This window comes from uncultured Psychrobacter sp. (assembly GCF_947495825.1).
Taxonomy (GTDB): domain Bacteria; phylum Pseudomonadota; class Gammaproteobacteria; order Pseudomonadales; family Moraxellaceae; genus Psychrobacter.
In genome coordinates this window covers 87766-106828 of the sequence record NZ_CANMAH010000011.1, presented here as the reverse complement: position 1 = coordinate 106828, position 19063 = coordinate 87766, and the positions used below count along the sequence as shown (strand labels likewise).

15 protein-coding genes and 1 tRNA gene are annotated in these 19063 nt (G+C 43.1%); 12 read left to right on the top strand and 4 right to left on the bottom strand.

Annotation, left to right across the window (positions count from 1 at the left end; all coding sequences use genetic code 11):
* The first annotated feature begins 46 nt into the window (after window positions 1-46).
* On the top strand, window positions 47-292 hold the full coding sequence (locus Q0895_RS11825; RefSeq protein ID WP_299189169.1) for a hypothetical protein: 246 nt from the start codon (window positions 47-49) through the stop codon (window positions 290-292).
* Window positions 293-335: 43 nt separating this feature from the next.
* Window positions 336-1445, top strand: a complete 1110-nt coding sequence (locus tag Q0895_RS11820; RefSeq protein ID WP_299189166.1) for a ribonuclease Z — start codon at window positions 336-338, stop codon at window positions 1443-1445.
* A gap of 1 nt (window position 1446) precedes the next feature.
* On the opposite strand, the gene Q0895_RS11815 is transcribed toward Q0895_RS11820, so the two are convergent.
* On the bottom strand, window positions 1447-2445 hold the full coding sequence (locus Q0895_RS11815; RefSeq protein WP_299189164.1) for an ATP-binding protein: 999 nt from the start codon (window positions 2443-2445) through the stop codon (window positions 1447-1449).
* Window positions 2446-2513: 68 nt separating this feature from the next.
* On the opposite strand from Q0895_RS11815, the gene Q0895_RS11810 reads away from it, so the two are divergent.
* Window positions 2514-3527 (top strand): serine/threonine-protein kinase, encoded by a 1014-nt coding sequence (locus Q0895_RS11810; RefSeq protein ID WP_299189163.1) that lies wholly within the window; start codon window positions 2514-2516, stop codon window positions 3525-3527.
* A 79-nt stretch (window positions 3528-3606) separates the two neighbouring features.
* Here Q0895_RS11810 and Q0895_RS11805 read toward each other — a convergent pair.
* The 3 genes from Q0895_RS11805 to Q0895_RS11795 form a co-directional block, all read right to left on the bottom strand.
* Window positions 3607-3691 (bottom strand) — tRNA-Leu (locus Q0895_RS11805).
* A 250-nt stretch (window positions 3692-3941) separates the two neighbouring features.
* Window positions 3942-5651 carry a sigma 54-interacting transcriptional regulator gene (locus tag Q0895_RS11800; protein WP_299189225.1) on the bottom strand — a complete coding sequence of 570 codons (1710 nt, stop codon included), beginning with the start codon at window positions 5649-5651 and terminating at the stop codon, window positions 3942-3944.
* Window positions 5652-5795: 144 nt separating this feature from the next.
* Window positions 5796-7160: an ATP-binding protein gene (locus Q0895_RS11795; protein WP_299189161.1), complete on the bottom strand. Its 1365-nt coding sequence runs from the start codon at window positions 7158-7160 to the stop codon at window positions 5796-5798.
* Between the two features lie 139 nt (window positions 7161-7299).
* Here Q0895_RS11795 and rimO point away from each other — a divergent pair, with 139 nt between their 5' ends.
* From rimO to lpxD, 9 genes are all read left to right on the top strand, one after another.
* Window positions 7300-8931: a 30S ribosomal protein S12 methylthiotransferase RimO gene (gene rimO / locus Q0895_RS11790; protein WP_299189158.1), complete on the top strand. Its 1632-nt coding sequence runs from the start codon at window positions 7300-7302 to the stop codon at window positions 8929-8931.
* A 232-nt stretch (window positions 8932-9163) separates the two neighbouring features.
* The gene (gene pyrH / locus Q0895_RS11785; RefSeq protein WP_299189157.1) at window positions 9164-9889 is read left to right on the top strand and encodes a UMP kinase; all 726 of its coding nucleotides are present in this window, start codon (window positions 9164-9166) and stop codon (window positions 9887-9889) included.
* Window positions 9890-10015: 126 nt separating this feature from the next.
* The gene (frr, locus tag Q0895_RS11780) at window positions 10016-10570 is read left to right on the top strand and encodes a ribosome recycling factor (RefSeq protein WP_299189156.1); all 555 of its coding nucleotides are present in this window, start codon (window positions 10016-10018) and stop codon (window positions 10568-10570) included.
* A gap of 187 nt (window positions 10571-10757) precedes the next feature.
* The gene (gene uppS / locus Q0895_RS11775; RefSeq protein WP_299189155.1) at window positions 10758-11513 is read left to right on the top strand and encodes a polyprenyl diphosphate synthase; all 756 of its coding nucleotides are present in this window, start codon (window positions 10758-10760) and stop codon (window positions 11511-11513) included.
* Between the two features lie 73 nt (window positions 11514-11586).
* The gene (locus tag Q0895_RS11770) at window positions 11587-12396 is read left to right on the top strand and encodes a phosphatidate cytidylyltransferase (protein ID WP_299189152.1); all 810 of its coding nucleotides are present in this window, start codon (window positions 11587-11589) and stop codon (window positions 12394-12396) included.
* A 142-nt stretch (window positions 12397-12538) separates the two neighbouring features.
* On the top strand, window positions 12539-13741 hold the full coding sequence (gene ispC, locus Q0895_RS11765; protein WP_299189149.1) for a 1-deoxy-D-xylulose-5-phosphate reductoisomerase: 1203 nt from the start codon (window positions 12539-12541) through the stop codon (window positions 13739-13741).
* A gap of 33 nt (window positions 13742-13774) precedes the next feature.
* The gene (gene rseP / locus Q0895_RS11760; RefSeq protein WP_299189147.1) at window positions 13775-15151 is read left to right on the top strand and encodes an RIP metalloprotease RseP; all 1377 of its coding nucleotides are present in this window, start codon (window positions 13775-13777) and stop codon (window positions 15149-15151) included.
* A gap of 264 nt (window positions 15152-15415) precedes the next feature.
* Window positions 15416-17872, top strand: coding sequence for an outer membrane protein assembly factor BamA (gene bamA, locus Q0895_RS11755; protein ID WP_299189145.1), 2457 nt, complete (start codon window positions 15416-15418; stop codon window positions 17870-17872).
* Between the two features lie 146 nt (window positions 17873-18018).
* Window positions 18019-19038, top strand: a complete 1020-nt coding sequence (gene lpxD, locus Q0895_RS11750; RefSeq protein WP_299189144.1) for a UDP-3-O-(3-hydroxymyristoyl)glucosamine N-acyltransferase — start codon at window positions 18019-18021, stop codon at window positions 19036-19038.
* Window positions 19039-19063: the final 25 nt, after the last annotated feature.

The following is a 19063-nucleotide window of genomic DNA, read 5'->3' as shown; positions in this document are numbered from 1 at the left end:
CATTTTAATATGTCCTTCCATAACTCGCCCTATAAAAGGTAAGATAATGACAGATTCTAATAACTTGAATAAACCCTCTAGTCTCGATAAGGATCAGCTTGCACAGCGGCAGCTTGCTTCTCAGCAAGTAACCGTTAAGGCATGGTCGCAAAAGATATTAGTCGTTTTATTATGTATAGCCAGTTTCTATGGAGGATGGAAGTCGCACGAATCTAGCATGGTTAATCAATGTTTTGCTAATGGTGGACAAGTTGTTGAAGGTGATAAAACCATCCTTTGTAAATTGTCATAACTTCTTATTAGATATGAATAAATTTTGCTACGAATGACGACCTATGCTTCAATTAACCTTTTTGGGAACCTCAGCTGGCGTACCGACCAAGCAGCGTAACGTCACTGCGCTAGCAATTGAGTGCCTTAATCCTTATCTATCAAAATCTAATCAACAGCAAAGTAAAAAGTCACGTCCTTGGATACTCATTGATTGCGGTGAAGGCACGCAACATCAGTTGCTACATACTCACTTATCTTTGCACAAACTTACCGCCATTTGTATTACGCATGTGCATGGCGATCATTGTTATGGTTTGCCAGGATTGCTCGCTAGTGCTGCCATGTCAGGACGTAAAGAGGCGCTAACGCTTATCGCACCCAAAGCCATTAGCAAACTGTTGGATGCTGTAACCCTAACTACTGAGCTGCATTTTCCATTTGCTATTAATTTTATGGCAATAGAAGATTTGCCGTCTCAGCCAGATAATGAAAGTCAGGTAATTATCAGCTTGGACAATCAGCAACAGCTTATGATAGATATCCATCGCCTATCACATCGCGTGCCCTCTTATGGTTTTGGTATTACTCAAACTATTAGTCGTCGCATGCTCAATACTGATAAATTGCGTGCAGCTGGTATTCCGGCCAGTCAGCTATGGGGGATGTTGCAGCAGGGTAAAGACGTCATAACCGAGGACGGTAAGCAGCTACGCTCAGCAGATTATGTCGATAATGAAAAGCTACGTACAAGGGTAGTGATAGCGGGTGACAACGATACGCCAAGGCTTTTAACTTCAGCGCTACAAGATGCCGATTTATTGGTGCATGAGGCGACTTATACCGATGAAGTCTTAAATAAAATTCAAGTCGAAAACCCAGACTTTGATCCCATGCATAGTAGCGCACAGCGAGTTGGTAAGTTTGCCCAAGATATTGGCCTGTCTAATCTCATTTTGACACATTTTAGTGCCCGTTATCAGCGCTTTGATAACCTAGATAGCACGACGCTCAATATGGGACATATCCGTTTAGATGCCAAAAGCGTCTATCATGGTAATCTGTGGCTAGCTGAAGATTTTGCGCAATATAGGGTCGATGGTGCAGCAGAAGTAGTTGAGGGTCAAGCAGACAGCCGCGTACAGTGTTTAGGATCTGCACGCGATAGCAAATGAGTTAAGACTGACTATCTGCGGCAGCCAATTGGGATTGTCCTATCCAGTAACGACTAAACTGATAAGCGACACGCCCTGAACGCCCGCCACGCTCTGATGCCCAGCGTAACGCCGCTGCTCTCACAGTTCCATCAAGTTCCTTTTCCTTATCAAGCTCTTCGTCGATCTTTTGCTCGTCGCTGTTATTACCAGCATGCTTAACATCATTAAAATTGTGTGCTGACTGCAAGCTTAGATAATGCTGAACAATCTGTAAATACGTTTGCTGATTCATTGGATAAAAAGACAGCCATAAGCCGAAGCGATCAGATAGCGATACCGTCTCGTCAATGGTTTCATAAGGATTGACCTCATCGGTATTTCCATCATAAATATTGACATTGTCTTTCATCAGCTGGGGCAATAGGTGTCGGCGATTACTAGTTGCATAGACCAAAAGCTTATCTTGTTCAGAATCAAGCGAACCATCTAACACACTTTTTAGCGTACGATAGCTTTCATCTTGACCGTTAAATGCAAGATCATCACAATACACCACATAGCGACTACCACAATCAGCTGGTAGCTCGTTGATGGCTGCGCGAATCTTGTCGAGAACCAACAAATCATCCCGGGCAATCTCAATAACGCGTAAGCCTTCGCTATGATAGGCTTGCAGTAATGCTCGAATCAGCGATGATTTACCGGCGCCGCGTGTCCCTGTCATCAATACGTGATTGGCTGGATAGCCGTTAAGAAATTGGCGCGTGTTTTGTACCAGCTTTAATTTTTGAGTGTCGATACCATGCAAGTCATCCAAACTCAAAAACAAGTTAACCGCCAACGGCTCTAAATGTCCGGTGCGACCACCAACCCAGCGATACGCTAGTTGCTCAGGATCGATCTTAATGGATGGGGTCACGTGTTGTTGTAAATATTGAGTTAATAAGTTCAATAACGGCTCGGGCAAAGCGTAATCAGTGGACAGCTTATCAGTAGACGAATTGGTTGATTGGGACATAATGACTCTAATAATCAAGTTTACGTTTAATTCATTTTATAACAGTTCTATAAAGGCTTGGTCGTACCATGAAAAATAGTGCCAGCAATCCGTCTACAATACAAGCGATAAAGCAAGCCTTGCGTAGGCAAGCGGAAGAGCTATTGCCAGAATTGAGTGGAGCGCTAACAAAGCTAGGCTATGATGAGATAGCCCATCAACGTATTAGCCAACAAAACAATGACCAAAGGCCGTATGTCAAAATCATTAACTACCAAGGACTAACGCGTACGCGCCATTCGCAGTTTGGTCGTGTCATGATTAAATGGGAGCTCAGTCACGAAAGTAATCATGAGCTGTCTTCATCAAGTCATGAAGCTGCTGTCTTAACCGCTGTCAATATTTCCCAGTCAGCTGGGACTCATAGCATTCCTCAAATTATAGTACCACCAGTATTAGCCTTCGAAACCGTATATATGGAAGTTTTAGCGCAAAAAACGCAGCTTAATCTCCTTGCTATGCCTTACTATGAAAATGGCAACTTAGCACAGCAGTTAAGTAATGAGAAGTATTTATTATTAAGCGATAAGACAAAACAGCAACTCATAAAGCAGATTGCGCATCTAGTAGCCAATCTTCATAGAGCTGGCTGGCTACACAATGATATTAAGCCGAGTAATGTTTTGCTAGATAGTTTTTTACCGTATAGTGCGGATAATAGCAGCATCATGCCTAATTTATTGCTGACTGATTTTGCATTAGCGAAGAATATCGACAAACTCAGCGTAGCAAACCCTGCAGGCACTCCAGCTTATCTCGCACCTGAGCGCTGGCAAGGGCAGGACGCAACGGTACAAAGTGATATTTATGCATTTGGAATAATGTTGTATGAAATATTAACGGGCGAGCGACCGTTTAAAATTAATAATCAAAGTAGTAAGCCGTCAAGAGAGTGGGCAATTCAGCATTGTCAGCAGTCTATTCCAGCCTTACCACCAGAGTACCAGAGCTATCAGAGGATTTTGAATAAGGCTTTGGCAAAACGAGTAGAGAAGCGGTATAGAAGTATGAATGAGATATTGAAAGATTTGGAAAGTGTTTGAGTCAAAAAAAATTGCAGACACAAAAAAACCTGCTAAAAAGCAGGCTTTGATATTTGGTCTAAGATGTACTAACCGAAAATGGTGGGGCTGGAGAGACTCGAACTCTCACACCTTGCGGCGCCAGAACCTAAATCTGGTGCGTCTACCAATTCCGCCACAGCCCCATTATCAAAACTCTATCATTAAAGGCGTTTAAACTCAAACACCGTTTAGATAGTTAACTGATTCGGTAGTGCGTCTCAGTGGTTGGCTATTATATAGAGTTTAAATAGTTTGGCAACCCCTTTTTGCAATTAATTTTAAATTAATTGCATTTTTTTGCACGGGAGTTTGTAAGTCGTTGATAAATTTGCAAAATTTAAATCAAGCTTTTATTGATATAACAGCGTTATCACTGACTTATGTCATTATTTTTTATGGTTGCTCTAAGGGATTGTCTAAAGATTCAATATTAAGTAGCTGAAGCTTACGGGTTAAAGTATTGCGTCCCCAGCCTAATAAGTTGGCAGCCGCAATCTTTTTTCCGCCACTATGGGTAAGTGCTGCACTTAGTAGTACGCGTTCAAAATCAGGGGTAGCTGTTTGCAAGATGTCGGTCTCACCAGCCTGTAGTGTTTCTGTTGCCCAGCGTGCAAGCATCTCTTGCCAAGTTAATGTAGCAACTGAGTAGGAGGTAGGTTCTAAAGTCTGCATTGTGTCATTAAGATGAAGCTCGTTATCATAAACGTCATTATGTGGTTGATTAGATTGTTGCTGCAAAGAATGATTATCCAAGAGCTCAGGCGGCAAGTCTTCAATTAAGACAGTATCGCCCGTTGCCATAACTGTCAGCCATAAGCAGACGTTTTCAAGTTGGCGCACGTTGCCTCGCCAGTCAAACGCTTGCATGAGGCGTAGCGCGTCAGGATGCAACTGTTTAGGCGCAGTACTCATTTGCTTAGCTGCGCGCTGCATAAAGTGAGTGGTCAGTGCTGGAATATCCTCACGGCGTGAGCGCAGTGGTGGTAATGGCAAGCGAATGACGTTTAGACGATAAAATAAGTCTTCACGAAACTTGCCTTGCTGTACAAGATGCTCTAGATTTTGATGAGTCGCAGCGATGATACGTACATCAACCTTGATAGGCTGCTGCCCGCCAACTCGGTAAAATTCACCATTTGCCAATACTCGTAACAAGCGCGTTTGTGTACTAAAGGGCATGTCACCGATTTCATCCAAAAACAGTGTGCCACCATCTGCTTGTTCAAAACGTCCTTGTCTGCGCGTGGTAGCACCGGTAAAAGCGCCTTTTTCGTGCCCAAATAGCTCAGACTCAATCAAATCATGGGGGATGGCTGCCATGTTAAGCGCGATAAAAGACTCTTGCTGCCTTGGTGAGTGCTGATGTAGGGCGCTTGCGACCAGCTCTTTGCCTGTACCTGATTCGCCTGTAATCAGTACCGTAATGGGGGAGTGCGCCAGTCGTCCAACGGCTCGAAAGACCGTTTGCATAGCTTGTGACTGGCCAATAATACCATTAAAGCTATTATCAGCTTGCTTATTAGTCTTGTCTGTATCCAAGGATTTCTTTTCTACTGAACTGTCAAAGCGGTTCATTGGTTTGGTTTTTGGATTTAGCTTGCTTGCTTTTTCTACCTGAGCTTTGACATCGGTTTCGGCTTGTTTATTATTTATCTGATTAATCGGCTGATAGTTAATGGCTTTATAAATCGTTGCGACTGCTTCATCCAAATCAAAGGGTTTAGGCAGATACTCAAAAGCACCCGTCTGATAGCTGTCTATGGCAGAGCTGATGTCTGAATGAGCAGTCATAATGACAACGGGCAGCTGAGAAAAATGCTGATGTACCCAATCACTAAATGATAAGCCATCCATCATCGGCATACGGATATCGGTTAAAATCACATCTGGTAGCTGCGTCGCTGATGCGTGCTGTTGTAATATATCATTAAGCTGAGTCCATGCCGCCTGTGCTTGCGTAAAGCTGACAACCATAAAGCCGGCATCTTCAAAAGTATCCGCCAATATCAATCGCAGTGCTGCATCATCATCGATCAACCATAGAGTCGCAGGGTTTGCATCGGGCACATTATCGACCGTCACTTTGATCGTCTGGTTATTCATCGACTCATCATTTGACATCTGAGTAGCGCTTTGAGATTTGGGGTAGTGGTTATATTTAGTCATGTGTTAGGCCTGATGAGCAATTGTTTCAGGATTATGGTTTAATTCAGTAGAATTATTCTAATCTTTATTTCGCTATTACATTCATGTGTCAAGTACTGGCTGATTAAAGGGTAAATACAGCGTAAATTGTGTCTGTTTATGCTGATTATGATTTTTAGTAGCAGTGGAGCTAACATCAATCATACCATGATGTCGGCTGATAATATCTTGTACGATAGATAACCCTAAGCCGGTGCCCGAAGCACGACTGGTCACCATCGGGAAAAATATTTGCCCAATCAACGCATCATCTATGCCTGGACCATTATCAGTGATAGCGACTTGCAGCACTTGTTTGTGTTGCTGGCTGCCAATAGTATGCTGAAAAGCAACACGCGTCTGAATGTGCAACTGCGGTTTATAGCCTGCATTACCGTTATCTGTTTGAGTGTCATCCGCTTTTGCACAGGCAGTGTCAAAATCATTCGCTGCATATTGCTCTATCATTGCTTCACAAGCATTATTAATTAGATTTAAAAATACTTGAATTAACTGGTCTTTATCGGCATCCAACTCAGGTAAAGAAAGGTCATAATCACGTTTTAAGGTTATTTGTGGATAGTGATTCATCACCAAAGTTAACACATGCTCCAATGGTTCATGAATATTAATAGATTGCCAATTTGGCAATTGATTGGAGCCGAGAAGCTGACCGATGAGTTGGGTTAAACGGTCAGTTTCTGAGATAATAATATCTGTATAACTGCGTAGTTTTTGGACGGTTATTTTAAAATTATTGTCAGCACTTTTATGATCGTGAGTAGCGCTTTGGCTGCCCTTAGCAGCAGCATCACTGAATTTGACAAACTGTCGCTGTAACAGTTGTGCTGCGCCGCGGATACCAGCTAGCGGGTTTTTTACTTCGTGAGCCACTGAGCGCAGCATGTGACGCGCGACATCATATTGCTGCTGTTGGCGTTGTTCTTCTGAGATGCGGCTTTGTCGGTCTTTGCCCCACATCTCAATTATATAATGAGCTTGCTGCTGATACACAACAGGCGTGACGCTATAGTCTATTGTCACGGCTATGTCGCCTGCTTGTAGGGTTATTTTATGATCATGGTCGATGAAAGGTTGTTGATATTTTTGCGCTTGATTAAAGCGTTCACTCAAAGAGCAAATGGGACGTTTTTGCTCTACAGCATAAGGTTTTAAATGGTTGTGCAAAGGTTTGTTTGAGAGATTGTCTATGCTATCTCTTTCATCTTTTTTGAGTTCTTCAGGGGCTAGTAATGTCAGTATAGACTGGCCCAATAACCGTTCACGACTGACCGCTAATAGCTGCTCAGCTTGGGCATTGAGCCAAGTAATCGTTAGATCATCATTGACCCATAAGACAGCAGTATATAAATGCTGCACAATAAAAGCCGAGTCTGATGCGTCATTAGGTGCTACTGGAGATGCCATAAATATAAGAAGCCTAGTCACAAATCAAATTTAAGTGAATATTTAACCATAAATCAATACTCTAGCGCGGCAAAACTGGTGATTGTCATAAAAAAAACGTACAATGCGTCCAGCCAATTTATCTTTAGCAAGGTTAGCCATGCCCAATATTTCTACTCAGTCTTCTGATTCTACGCTTTCAATCGATAGCTCAAACTCAAATTCAGACTTAAACTTAGATACAGTCGCTTCAAGTGCTGATGTATCAGCAACAAAGATACAGACGATAAAAGATACTGCAACGGTGTTTAATCCTGCTCAAACGCAACAAGAGCAAGAGCCTGCGACTATCCAACCTTACCATCATAAGGCCAATCATAATCAAAACCGTAGCATTGCACAAAGTAGCGACGCGACTACCAACGTAGCGAGCGCTGATGCTCCCGCAATCAATGCGCCAAAGATTGGGTTTGTGTCTTTAGGTTGCCCAAAGGCTCTAGTAGATAGTGAACGTATTATTACAGAGCTTAGCCGCGATGGCTATCAAGTGGCAAGCGACTATGACGGTGCAGACCTAGTGGTGGTCAATACTTGCGGCTTTATTGAGTCAGCGGTACAAGAGTCGCTTGATGCAATCGGTGAAGCTATCAGTAAAAACGGTAAAGTCATCGTGACGGGCTGCTTGGGTAAGGAGGCTGAAAAGATACGTGAAATGCACCCAGCAGTGCTAGCAGTGACTGGTGCACATGCTTATGATGAAGTAATCACGGCGGTCTCCCAGCATGTACCCAAACCAAACCGTAGTCTCGATGCAAACTACGACCCAAAGATAGATTTGATCGATGAGGCGGGTATTAAGTTGACCCCAAGCCATTATGCTTATCTAAAAATATCAGAAGGCTGCAATCATCGCTGTACTTTTTGTATCATTCCAAGCTTGCGCGGCGATTTGGCGTCACGCTCGATTGACAATGTGATGAATGAAGCGTTGGCGCTCAAAAACGCTGGCGTAAAAGAGCTACTTATCATCTCGCAAGACACGTCTGCTTATGGGCTAGATCTAAAGTATAAGACCAGTTTTTGGAATGGTATGCCGCTTAAGTCAAAGTTTTATGACTTATGCCAAGCATTGAATGACTTAGATATATGGGTGCGTCTACATTATGTCTACCCGTATCCACACGTAGATAAAGTCGTTGAGCTCATGAGTGAGAAAAAACTTCTGCCTTATCTCGACATACCTTTTCAGCACGCAAGCCATCGTATCTTAAAGGCCATGAAGCGCCCCGCGCATAGTGAGAATACCTTGGCACGTATCAAAGCATGGCGAGATATTTGTCCTGATATCGTGATTCGTTCAACCTTTGTGGTGGGCTTCCCCGGCGAGACAGAAGAAGACTTTCAATGTTTACTTGATTGGCTGGTTGAGGCACGCTTGGATCGTGTTGGTGCTTTTACTTATTCAGAAGTAGAAGGCGCGGTTGCCAACGATTTGCCAGATCATGTGCCTGAAGATGTAAAGCAGTCTCGCTATGAGCGCTTGATGGCATTACAACAAGACATCTCAGCACAAAAGCTACAAGAGAAAATCGGTAAGACCTTAACGGTGTTGGTCGATGAGATTGATCATGAAGAAAACATTGCTATTTGTCGTAGCTACGCAGATGCCCCTGAGATTGACGGGCATGTGTATGTTGATGAGATTACCGCCAAAGTCAAAGTTGGGTCGTTCTTAACCGTCACTATTGATGATGCTAGTGAGTATGACTTATTCGCCAGTTATCAAGGCTAACCAAATCCATAAAAAGCAGGACATAAGTGTTGGACATCGGTGCCCAATGAGTGACTAAATAAAAACTGGCGCGGATTACCGATGAAAATTGCCCAATTGTGAGTAGTTTTTGCTACAATTAGCGCAATTTAGCCTACTAGCCTGTTTTGGACTATTGGTTCTAGCCTGTGTTCCAACTCTATTGGTTTTAACCATTATTTAACGATAAATTTAACGATAAAAAGGTGCCCTCATGTCTGACAAAAACCCTCGTTTCTCGCGCATACTGCTCAAACTCTCCGGCGAAGCTTTAGCCGGTGGCAAGGATATGGGTATTGATACTGAAGTGCTTGATAAGATGAGCTTGTCGATTGCACACTTGCGTGGCCTTGGGGTTCAAGTCGGTATTGTCGTTGGCGGCGGTAACTTATATCGCGGTGCACAATTGCAACAAGAGGGCTTGGTGGGCCGTGTCACTGGTGATCAAATGGGCATGCTGGCAACGGTTATGAATGGACTTGCCATGCGTGATGCGCTTGAGCGCCGTAATATTAAGACGCGTTTGATGTCGGCGTTGCCAATCGGTGAAGTAACCGAAAGCTATAGTAGCCGAAATGCGATTCGTTACCTTAAAAATGGTGAAGTTTGTATCTTTGTCGCGGGTACCGGTAACCCCTTCTTCACGACCGATACCGCAGCTTGTTTGCGCGGTATTGAGATTGAAGCAGGCTTGATTTTGAAAGCGACTAAGGTTGATGGCGTCTATGATAAAGACCCAAGCTTGCACGCTGACGCTACCAAATACGATGGTCTAACCTTTGATGAAGTGTTAGAGCAAAAGCTTGGCGTGATGGACTTGACTGCTATTGCGCTATGCCGTGAGCATAACGTACCGCTACAAGTGTTTGATATGACCAAGCCCAACGCTTTATTAAATGTCGTGATGGGCGAAAACGAAGGCACACGCGTTTATCATTAACCAAAGATAATTGTTTATAGACAGTTGATAACCCACTGCTCTAAATGGCAGTAGCATAATAGGTCATGTACCTCTCATAATGTAATAATATAGAACATTATCGATATTGATAAGTAAGGATATATAATGATTAAAGAGATTAAGCAAGACGGCGAATCACGCATGCAAAAGACATTAGAGGCGCTAGAGAACACCTTTAGTAAAGTTCGTACTGGGCGTGCACATCCAGGTATGTTGTCAGGCATCATGGTCAGCTACTACGGTGCTGATACACCGCTTAACCAAGTCGCTAGTGTCAACGTCGAAGACTCACGTACGCTACTGGTGCAACCGTTTGACCGCACTATGGTACAAGCGGTAGATAAAGCAATTCGTGAGGCAGATTTGGGTCTAAATCCAATGACTGCTGATGTCATTCGTGTACCGATGCCAGCTTTGACTGAAGAGACACGCCGCGATATGCAAAAGCTTGCACGTAGTGAGGCTGAAAACAGCCGCGTTTCTATTCGTAATATCCGCCGTGATATGATGAATGACATCAAAGACTTGGCAAAAGAAAAAGAAATCTCAGAAGATGATGAGCGCCGTGCTAGTGATGATATTCAAAAAATCACTGATAAGTTTATCGGGAGCATTGATAAAAAGCTCGATACTAAAGAGACTGAATTGATGGTTGTATAAGCCGTACTATTTTTGATAATGGTTTACTAACAGACTTATCAAATGGGTAGTCAATAGCCCGTTATTATTGGCTGCCTGTTTTTATATATCTTATGTCCAACGATGCAAGACATTTGCAGCATTTCAATAGCATCTTCTCAAAGCCGTATCGCTGATAAATTTACCTTGATAATAAGCAGTATAGTCCATGTCTACTTTACCCCCTCTCGGTTCTACTATTGTCCCTCGTCATATCGCCATCATCATGGATGGCAACAACCGTTATGGCAAAGCCAATGCTTTAGGTCGCGGAGAAGGGCATATCGCTGGTAAAGATGCACTAGATCCTATCGTTGAGTATTGTTTAGATACTGGCATCGAGATGCTAACGGTATTTGCATTTTCGAGTGAAAACTGGCAACGACCACCAAGTGAGGTGGCGCTACTCATGCGCTTACTGACCTCAACCATTCATGAGCAAATGCCGCGCATGAATAAGTATCGTATTCGGTTGCGTTTTATAGGTGATCGCAGTCAGCTTGACGACGATTTACAAACCTTAATGCTCGATGCAGAAGCCAAAACGGCACACTTTGAAGCAATGACACTGGTGATTGCTATCAGTTATGGTGGCCAATGGGATATTGCACATGCTGCAAAACAGCTTGCTCTACAAGTTGAGGCAGGTGATTTACGTGCTAAAGACATCAACAATGATTTGCTGGGTCGATACGTTCAGTTAGCTGATGCGCCTGCGGTGGATATGTTAATCAGAACAGGCGGTGAATATAGGATCTCCAATTTCTTATTGTGGCAAGCAGCCTATGCAGAGCTGTTTTTTACCCAAACGTTGTGGCCCAATTTTTGTGCAAATGAGCTTGCAGACATGATTACAGAGTTTGCCAAGCGTCAACGCCGTTTTGGCAAAACCAGCGAACAGGTTGAAACGCAAGCATTACGCTAGTTCATGCATTTGTATTAGCTGCTATAATGCAATATTGAGCAAATGTCTCTTTTTACTATAAGGTCTGATTGGTATGTGGCAACGGATTAAAACAGCAATTATTTTAATTATCATTGTTGGAATTGCATTGTTTGCAAGCCAAACGCCCATCTTTTTTGCACCGTTATTAGCGATCGGAGTCACCATTGCTGCGCACGAATGGACGAAGCTGATGCCTAAATGGCGTCAACCTGTTGTCTTTGTCATGATGGTGCTGACAATTACTCTAATATCTTTACTGCTTGAAATCACTTGGGTGATGTGGTGGATTGCCTCTTTAATCATCTGGCTGCTGGCATTATCTTGGGTACGTAGTTTTCCAACATATACAAATTGGTATGGTAAAAAGCTGAGTTTGATGGGAGTGGTGATATTGACTGCCTCTATTACAGCTATGTTTTATTTATGGCAGCTGTCGGCTTGGTGGCTAATGTATGTATTTTTATTGGTATGGTGTGCAGACAGTGGCGCTTACTTCGTTGGACGCAAGCTTGGTCGACGTAAGATGGCACCCAATGTCTCTCCTAATAAGAGTATGGAAGGGTTAGCTGGCGGCTTGATCACAGGCTTAGTGGTGGTTATCGCTATTAGTGTCTTTAAACTGCAACTGACAGGTATGGCATTGATCGCTTTTGTCGCGCTCTCAGCTGTGACGATTCTTGCCTCAGTATTGGGAGATCTATTTGAGTCTATGCTTAAACGTCGTGCCAAAGTGAAAGACTCAGGAACTATTTTACCAGGTCATGGCGGTATTCTAGATCGTATTGATTCCTTATTATCTGCCACTCCGATATTTGCCCTCGGGTTTTGGAGTCTGCAACATTTAGGATTACTCATTGTCTAAATTTGCATCTACTGCAATCTATTTATCTTAACGCTACGTTTTATAAGGTCAGCAGCAACTCTTTGCTGACTTGGCGTTTTAGCTAGACGATTTTTATTTTCAACGTTACCTTTTTTATTAATATTTATGGGCATTAATAGTTATGACGCAACGCATCGCTGTACTTGGCGCAACGGGCTCTATTGGTGACAGCACATTAGCAATTCTAGCGGCGCATACGCAAGACTATAACGTCTATGCTCTATCCGGGTATCAGCGTTTGGATAAACTATTCGCGCTGTGTCAGCAGTTTGAGCCGATGCGTGTTTGTGTACCAGCGGCGGCTGTTGATGACTTTGCTCAGCGTTTAGATGAGGCAGGCTTGTCCATTGATGTGGTAAGCGGTGATAGCGGTCTGATAGATATTGCCACTGATACCCAAGTAGATACTGTGGTCGCGGCCATAGTTGGCGCAGCAGGACTGCCATCTACATTGGCTGCTGCACGCGCGGGCAAACGTATCTTACTTGCCAACAAAGAAGCATTGGTCATGGCTGGACAAGTCATGATCGCAGCGGTTAAAAGCCATCACGCTACTTTATTACCCATTGACTCTGAACACAATGCCATTTTTCAGTGTTTGCCACCTGCTATTCAGCAAAACAATACCCATATTCATGAATCAAACCATGGTGTGCGCAGACTGTGGTTGACCGCTTCAGGTGGACCATTTTTGCAGCAGTCTTTTGAACAAATGCAGCAGGCAAGCGTTGCTCAAGCGGTCAAACATCCAAACTGGTCGATGGGTCAAAAGATATCGGTTGATTCTGCGACAATGATGAACAAAGGACTTGAGCTGATTGAAGCTTGTCATTTATTTGATTTGCCAGAAAGTAAGATAAATGTGGTCATTCATCCACAAAGTATTATCCACTCAATGGTAGAATATAGCGATGGTAGCTTTTTAGCGCAGCTTGGTAGCCCAGATATGAAAACGCCGATTGCGCATGCTTTGAGCTATCCTGAACGGATTGATAGTGGCTCTCAACCATTGGACTTATATGCGCTAAGCGGTTTAGAGTTTATTAAACCAGACTTGCATAAGTTTGCTTGTCTGCGTCTTGCACGTCAAGCCATGCAAGCGGGTACGCAAGCGACCATTATATTGAACGCTGCCAATGAAATAGCAGTCGCGGCATTCTTAGCAAGTCGGTTACGTTTAACTGATATAGCCAATATCAATGAGCAAGCGTTAACCGAGATACAAGTACCACTATTAGATGAAAATGCTGATATTGATGACATTTTAGCGATTGATAGACTAGCAAGGCGTCATACTGAAGCGCTTGTCGCTGAGATGGCATAGCACGATGAAGAGTAACCTAAACGAGAAAAGATCATGACGTTCTTACTAACACTGCTCGCAGCGATTTTTGTTTTAGGGCCTTTAATTGCACTGCATGAGTGGGGTCACTATATAGTGGCACGATTGTGCGGTGTCAAAGTGCTAACCTATTCTATTGGTTTTGGCCCAAAGCTGACGGGCTGGACCAGTAAAAAAAGCGGCATCGACTATCGTATTTCTATGCTGCCGCTAGGTGGTTACGTCAAGATGCTTGATGAGCGTGAAGGTGAAGTGGCAAAAGATGAGCTACATCTGGCATTTAATCGTCAGCACCCATTGAAGAAAATCGCTATCGTCGCTGCTGGTCCAATTATGAACTTTATCATCGCGATTGCGCTGTTTTGGGTATTGTTTATGACCCCATCTGAACAATTAGCGACGAAGATTGGTCAAGTACTGCCAGACACTCCAGCAGCGATGGCACAATTGCCAGTTGGGGATAAAATCATCGCAATTGATGGTCACGAAGTACAGACGTGGGAAGGTATTAATTACCGTTTAGCAGGACGAATGGGTGAGACGGGTAATGTCAGTATTACGCTACAATCAGACAAATCATCTACAGATGCGGCAAAAACCTATCCAGCACCTGTTATACAATTTATGCAAGGTGATGATAAAGGTAAGGATGCGTTAACCAGCTTTGGTATGTTACCTTGGCAACCACAGATTGTACCGATCGTTGGTGACTTATCAGCGGATGGGGCAGCCATACGTCAAGGTCTAGAGGTAGGCGATCGTATAACAGCGATTAATGATCAAGAGATCAAAGATTGGGTTAGTGCCACACGAATTATTCGTGACAACCCTGAAGTGTTACTCAACTTTACTGTCACGCGTGATGGCAAGCCAGTACAGCTACAGATCATGCCACAAGGCAAGAAAGACAATCTAGGTAATGCCTACGGTCAAATCGGCGCTATGGTTGAACAAACCGAAATCGTCATTCCTGATGCGTATAAAGCCACCATAGTTTATGGTCCTGGCGAAGCAATAGTAAAATCGTTTGAAAAGACGGAACAGCTGGCCGTGATGACAGTCAGTTCAATGGGCAAGATGATCTCAGGTATGATAGGTTTGGACAATCTATCTGGGCCTATTACCATCGCTAAAGTTGCCAAGCAAAGCTTTGATATTAGTTGGGAGATGGTGCTATCTACTGCCGCCTTAATCAGTTTGAGCCTTGCAGTTTTAAATCTATTACCGATTCCTGTGTTAGATGGTGGACATATTGTGTACCATCTTATTGAGCTAATTCGTGGCAAGCCCTTATCAGAAGGGGTTCAAATTGTAGGATTAAATATTGGTTTACTCTTACTGGCAGGTTTCATGGTGTTAGCGATTGGTAATGATATTAGTAGGCTATTTTGATTAGAGGATAAGTCATTTATCAAGTAAAGTACGACAAACTAACGTCTATATAGACATTGTGTCCTAGTTATTTGGTCGTTTTACTATTACTAACGCATCGATGTAACTGTACTAATCGTAATTTTTAGTTTATTTTATGATGCATTTTATATAAAGTGTCCTCTGTCAGTTCATGTTTGAATCGCAAATTGCGTACCAATCGGACTAGACAAAACACGCTTTTTACCTTAACTTAAGCAAGTTTTTTATTGACGGATAGTGTTTATGCGTACGCCTTTATTTATGAGTGCGGCTGGGTTGCCGTTAGTTGTAGCAATGATGAGTATGCCTGTACAGGCGGCAAACTTTGTAGTCACTGATATTGGCTTTACTGGTCTACAACGTCTAACCCCTGATAGCTTGTATCCAGTCTTACCTGTCACAGTAGGTGATACGGTCAACGACAGTAGTCTTGCAGCCAGTATTAAAGCACTGTATGCCACTGACAATTTTGCAAATATCCAAAGCCGTGTCGAAGGTGGTCAGCTGATTTTTGATGTCATCGAACGCCCTATTATCGCTGAAGTGAATTTTGAAGGTAATAAGCTTATCCCCGAAGAAGGTCTAGAGCAAGGACTTGAAAATGCTGGATTATCTACAGGTGATGTACTCAAACAATCCACTCTACAAGGCGTTGCCAACGAGCTACAACAACAATATATTAGCCAAGGTTATTACAATAGTAATATCGAGGTGGATCAAACCTTACTTGATGGCAACCGTGTAAAACTAGATGTGCGCTTTATCGAAGGCAAGCCTGCTAAAGTGGTCGATATCAATGTCATTGGTAATAAGCACTTTATTGATGAAGATATTAAAGACGTTTTTGCGGTAAAAGAATCCTCATGGACACGTCTATTATCTAAATCTGATCGCTATGCAAAAGAAAAGCTGGCTGCCAGTTTAGAGAACTTAAAAGCTCTATACCAAAACGACGGTTATATACGCTTTAATGTTGATAACGCTGTACTAAATATTAGTGAAGATAAGCGTAGTGTGTTCATTGAAGTCAGTGTAAGCGAAGGTGAACAGTATCAATTTGGTGAAATAAACTTCTTAGGAGACCCAAAATTTGCTACTGATGAGCTGAACGAACTCGTTACTTTTGAGTCCAATGAGCAATACTCGCAAGCCAAGCTTGATGCATCTACCGCTGCTCTAAAAAGTCGTTATGGCAATGAAGGGTACTATTTAGCACAAGTACGTCCAGTACCACGTATTAATGACGAAACCAAAGTTGTTGATATTGATTATTATATTGATCCTGCACGCCCTATTTATGTACGCCGTATCAACTTCAATGGTAACATCAAAACCCAAGACGAAGTATTACGTCGTGAAATGCGTCAGTTAGAAGGGGCGTTGGCATCTAATGATAAGATACAGCTATCACGTACTCGTTTGATGCGTACAGGTTTCTTTAAAGCGGTCAATGTCGATGTAAAACCAGTACCCAATCAGCCAGACCAAATAGATATTAACTATACGGTTGAGGAACAACCGTCTGGTAGCTCGACCATTGCTGCGGGTTATTCACAAAGTGGCGGTGTGACGTTCCAGCTAGATCTTACTCAAAACAACTTCATGGGTACAGGTAACCGCGTTAAAGCTGCTTTATCACGTTCAGAGACACGTGATTCTTATAGTTTAGGTTATACAGATCCGTACTTTACAGAAAATGGCGTATCTCAAGGCGTCAGCGCTTATTATCGCGAAACTAAATACGATGATCGTAACGTTAGTAACTATGTTACCGACTCTTATGGCGCAACACTAAACTATAGCTACCCTGTAGATGAGACCAAGCGCGTCAGTGCTGGGGTAAACTTTGATAACACTGCCGTACGTGGTGGTCGCTGGCTTGGCGTATCAAACGTTCAACAAATCATTGATGATGGCGGTACTACTGAAGAGTTTAGTGGAGAGTTTGATGGTCGAACTAGTTTCAAAAACGACTATAACACCTACAACCTACTTTTAGGGTGGGATTATAGTACGTTAGATCGCCCCGTATTTCCGACTAAAGGCATGAGCCATAATGTTAATGCAACCTTCGGGTTTGGCGATACGAATTATCAGAAACTACTTTATACGGGTAATGTGTACTATCCTGTATATAAAGATGTGATCGCACGTGGTTATACCAAGCTTGGCTATGGTAATGACTTGCCTTTCTATGAAAACTTCTACGCTGGTGGTTATGGTTCGGTACGTGGTTATGAAGCGTCGACGCTCGGTCCACGCTCTGAGTCTTATTACAATGCAGTAAAGGGCTTTGAAAGTAAACAAAAAGAAGAGGTTGGCGGTAATGCGTTAGCGACCTTTGGTACTGAACTGATCCTGCCAATGCCATTTAAAGGTGACTGGGCTGATCAAGTGCGTCCAGTACTGTTCGCTGAAGGTGGTCAGGTCTTTGATACCACAGATAAAGAAGATCGTAACTTTGTTGATCCGATTAGTGGTACTGATGAGTTTCCAGACCGTAGTGATCCTGATAATCCAGACAAAACCAAGAATGTACCCTTATTGATACAGGATAATGATCTACGCTTTAGTGCTGGTTTAGGGGTCACTTGGTATACACCTATCGGTCCTATCTCATTAAGTTATGCGGTACCTATCGGTGATAAAGAAGGCGATGAGACTGAGAAGGTGCAGTTCCAGATTGGTAGCACGTTCTAGTTAAGTCTATGGACTTAAAGTCGCTTTATTACGAAGTTAACTTTAAAAGCTTGGTATTATTTTATACCTATTATGTTAATTGGTCGCTAAACTGAAACATCAGTTTGGCACCAGTTTTATCTTTATTAATAGTATTAACGCCAATTATGATAACGATTAAGCAACTTATCTCTCAGATTGAGCAGCGTCAGCCGGTATTGAATAAAGCTGAGCTTACTACCGATCAGTTAACTCTAACCATGAGCGGTGTCGGTAGTCTGACTGGCGCAAATAGTACGCAGCTGAGTTTTTTGGCAGATCCAAATTATATAACCAGCTTAGCCCATACTCAGGCAGGCGTAGTGCTCGTCACTGAACAGTATCGTGAGCAAGTACTGCCATCGTCTGTTGCTCTAGTCGTCGCGTCACCCTATTTGGCTTATGCTAGCAGTAGTCAGCTTTTTGTCCGTCATACTACAAAAACCAATAATATTCATCCGACAGCAATTATCGCTGAGAGTGCAGTAATTGGCAATGATGTTCATATTGGTCCTTATTGCGTGATTAGTGAATATGTGCATATCGGTGACCGTAGCTGCCTAGACGCTAATGTAGTCGTTGAAGCATACAGTCATGTTGGTACTGATTGTGTGTTTAAGTCGCAAGTCGTCATTGGACATGATTGTGTTATTGGCGATTATGTTAGACTACACGCTGGTGTTAGCGTTGGTGCTGAAGGCTTTGGCTTTGCACCTACTCAAGACCCAAGTATTGATGGATGGGAGCGTATCGCCCAGCTAGGCCGCGTGGTCATTGGCAGTCATGTCCGTATTGGTAGTAACACCTGTATTGACCGCGGCGCTATCGATGATACCGTCATCGATGATCATGTCATTATTGATAATTTGGTTCAAATCGCTCATAACGTACGTATCGGTGCTGGCACTGCTATTGCTGCGAATACAGGTATTGCTGGTAGTACTACTATAGGCAAACGTTGCATCATTGGCGGCGCAGTAGGTATCAATGGTCATATCGATATCACAGATGATGTTACTTTATCAGGTATGACGATGGTGACCAAGTCTATCAAGACTGCCGGCTCATACTCTTCAGGAACGGCTGCCATGCCAACCGCGAAATGGCGGCGAGCAGCAGTACGCTTCCGCCAATTGGGTGACAGCTAAATATACTTATTTAAAGTTATCTATA

Coding starts and splice junctions, on each gene's coding strand:
- bamA (WP_299189145.1), top strand. CDS start 15,416: ATGCGTACGCCTTTATTTATGAGTGCGGCTGGGTTGCCGTTAGTTGTA.
- Q0895_RS11800 (WP_299189225.1), bottom strand. CDS start 5,651: ATGAATAACCAGACGATCAAAGTGACGGTCGATAATGTGCCCGATGCA.
- Q0895_RS11820 (WP_299189166.1), top strand. CDS start 336: ATGCTTCAATTAACCTTTTTGGGAACCTCAGCTGGCGTACCGACCAAG.
- Q0895_RS11825 (WP_299189169.1), top strand. CDS start 47: ATGACAGATTCTAATAACTTGAATAAACCCTCTAGTCTCGATAAGGAT.
- Q0895_RS11795 (WP_299189161.1), bottom strand. CDS start 7,160: ATGGCATCTCCAGTAGCACCTAATGACGCATCAGACTCGGCTTTTATT.
- Q0895_RS11810 (WP_299189163.1), top strand. CDS start 2,514: ATGAAAAATAGTGCCAGCAATCCGTCTACAATACAAGCGATAAAGCAA.
- Q0895_RS11815 (WP_299189164.1), bottom strand. CDS start 2,445: ATGTCCCAATCAACCAATTCGTCTACTGATAAGCTGTCCACTGATTAC.
- uppS (WP_299189155.1), top strand. CDS start 10,758: ATGTCTACTTTACCCCCTCTCGGTTCTACTATTGTCCCTCGTCATATC.
- rimO (WP_299189158.1), top strand. CDS start 7,300: ATGCCCAATATTTCTACTCAGTCTTCTGATTCTACGCTTTCAATCGAT.
- frr (WP_299189156.1), top strand. CDS start 10,016: ATGATTAAAGAGATTAAGCAAGACGGCGAATCACGCATGCAAAAGACA.
- ispC (WP_299189149.1), top strand. CDS start 12,539: ATGACGCAACGCATCGCTGTACTTGGCGCAACGGGCTCTATTGGTGAC.
- rseP (WP_299189147.1), top strand. CDS start 13,775: ATGACGTTCTTACTAACACTGCTCGCAGCGATTTTTGTTTTAGGGCCT.
- Q0895_RS11770 (WP_299189152.1), top strand. CDS start 11,587: ATGTGGCAACGGATTAAAACAGCAATTATTTTAATTATCATTGTTGGA.
- pyrH (WP_299189157.1), top strand. CDS start 9,164: ATGTCTGACAAAAACCCTCGTTTCTCGCGCATACTGCTCAAACTCTCC.
- lpxD (WP_299189144.1), top strand. CDS start 18,019: ATGATAACGATTAAGCAACTTATCTCTCAGATTGAGCAGCGTCAGCCG.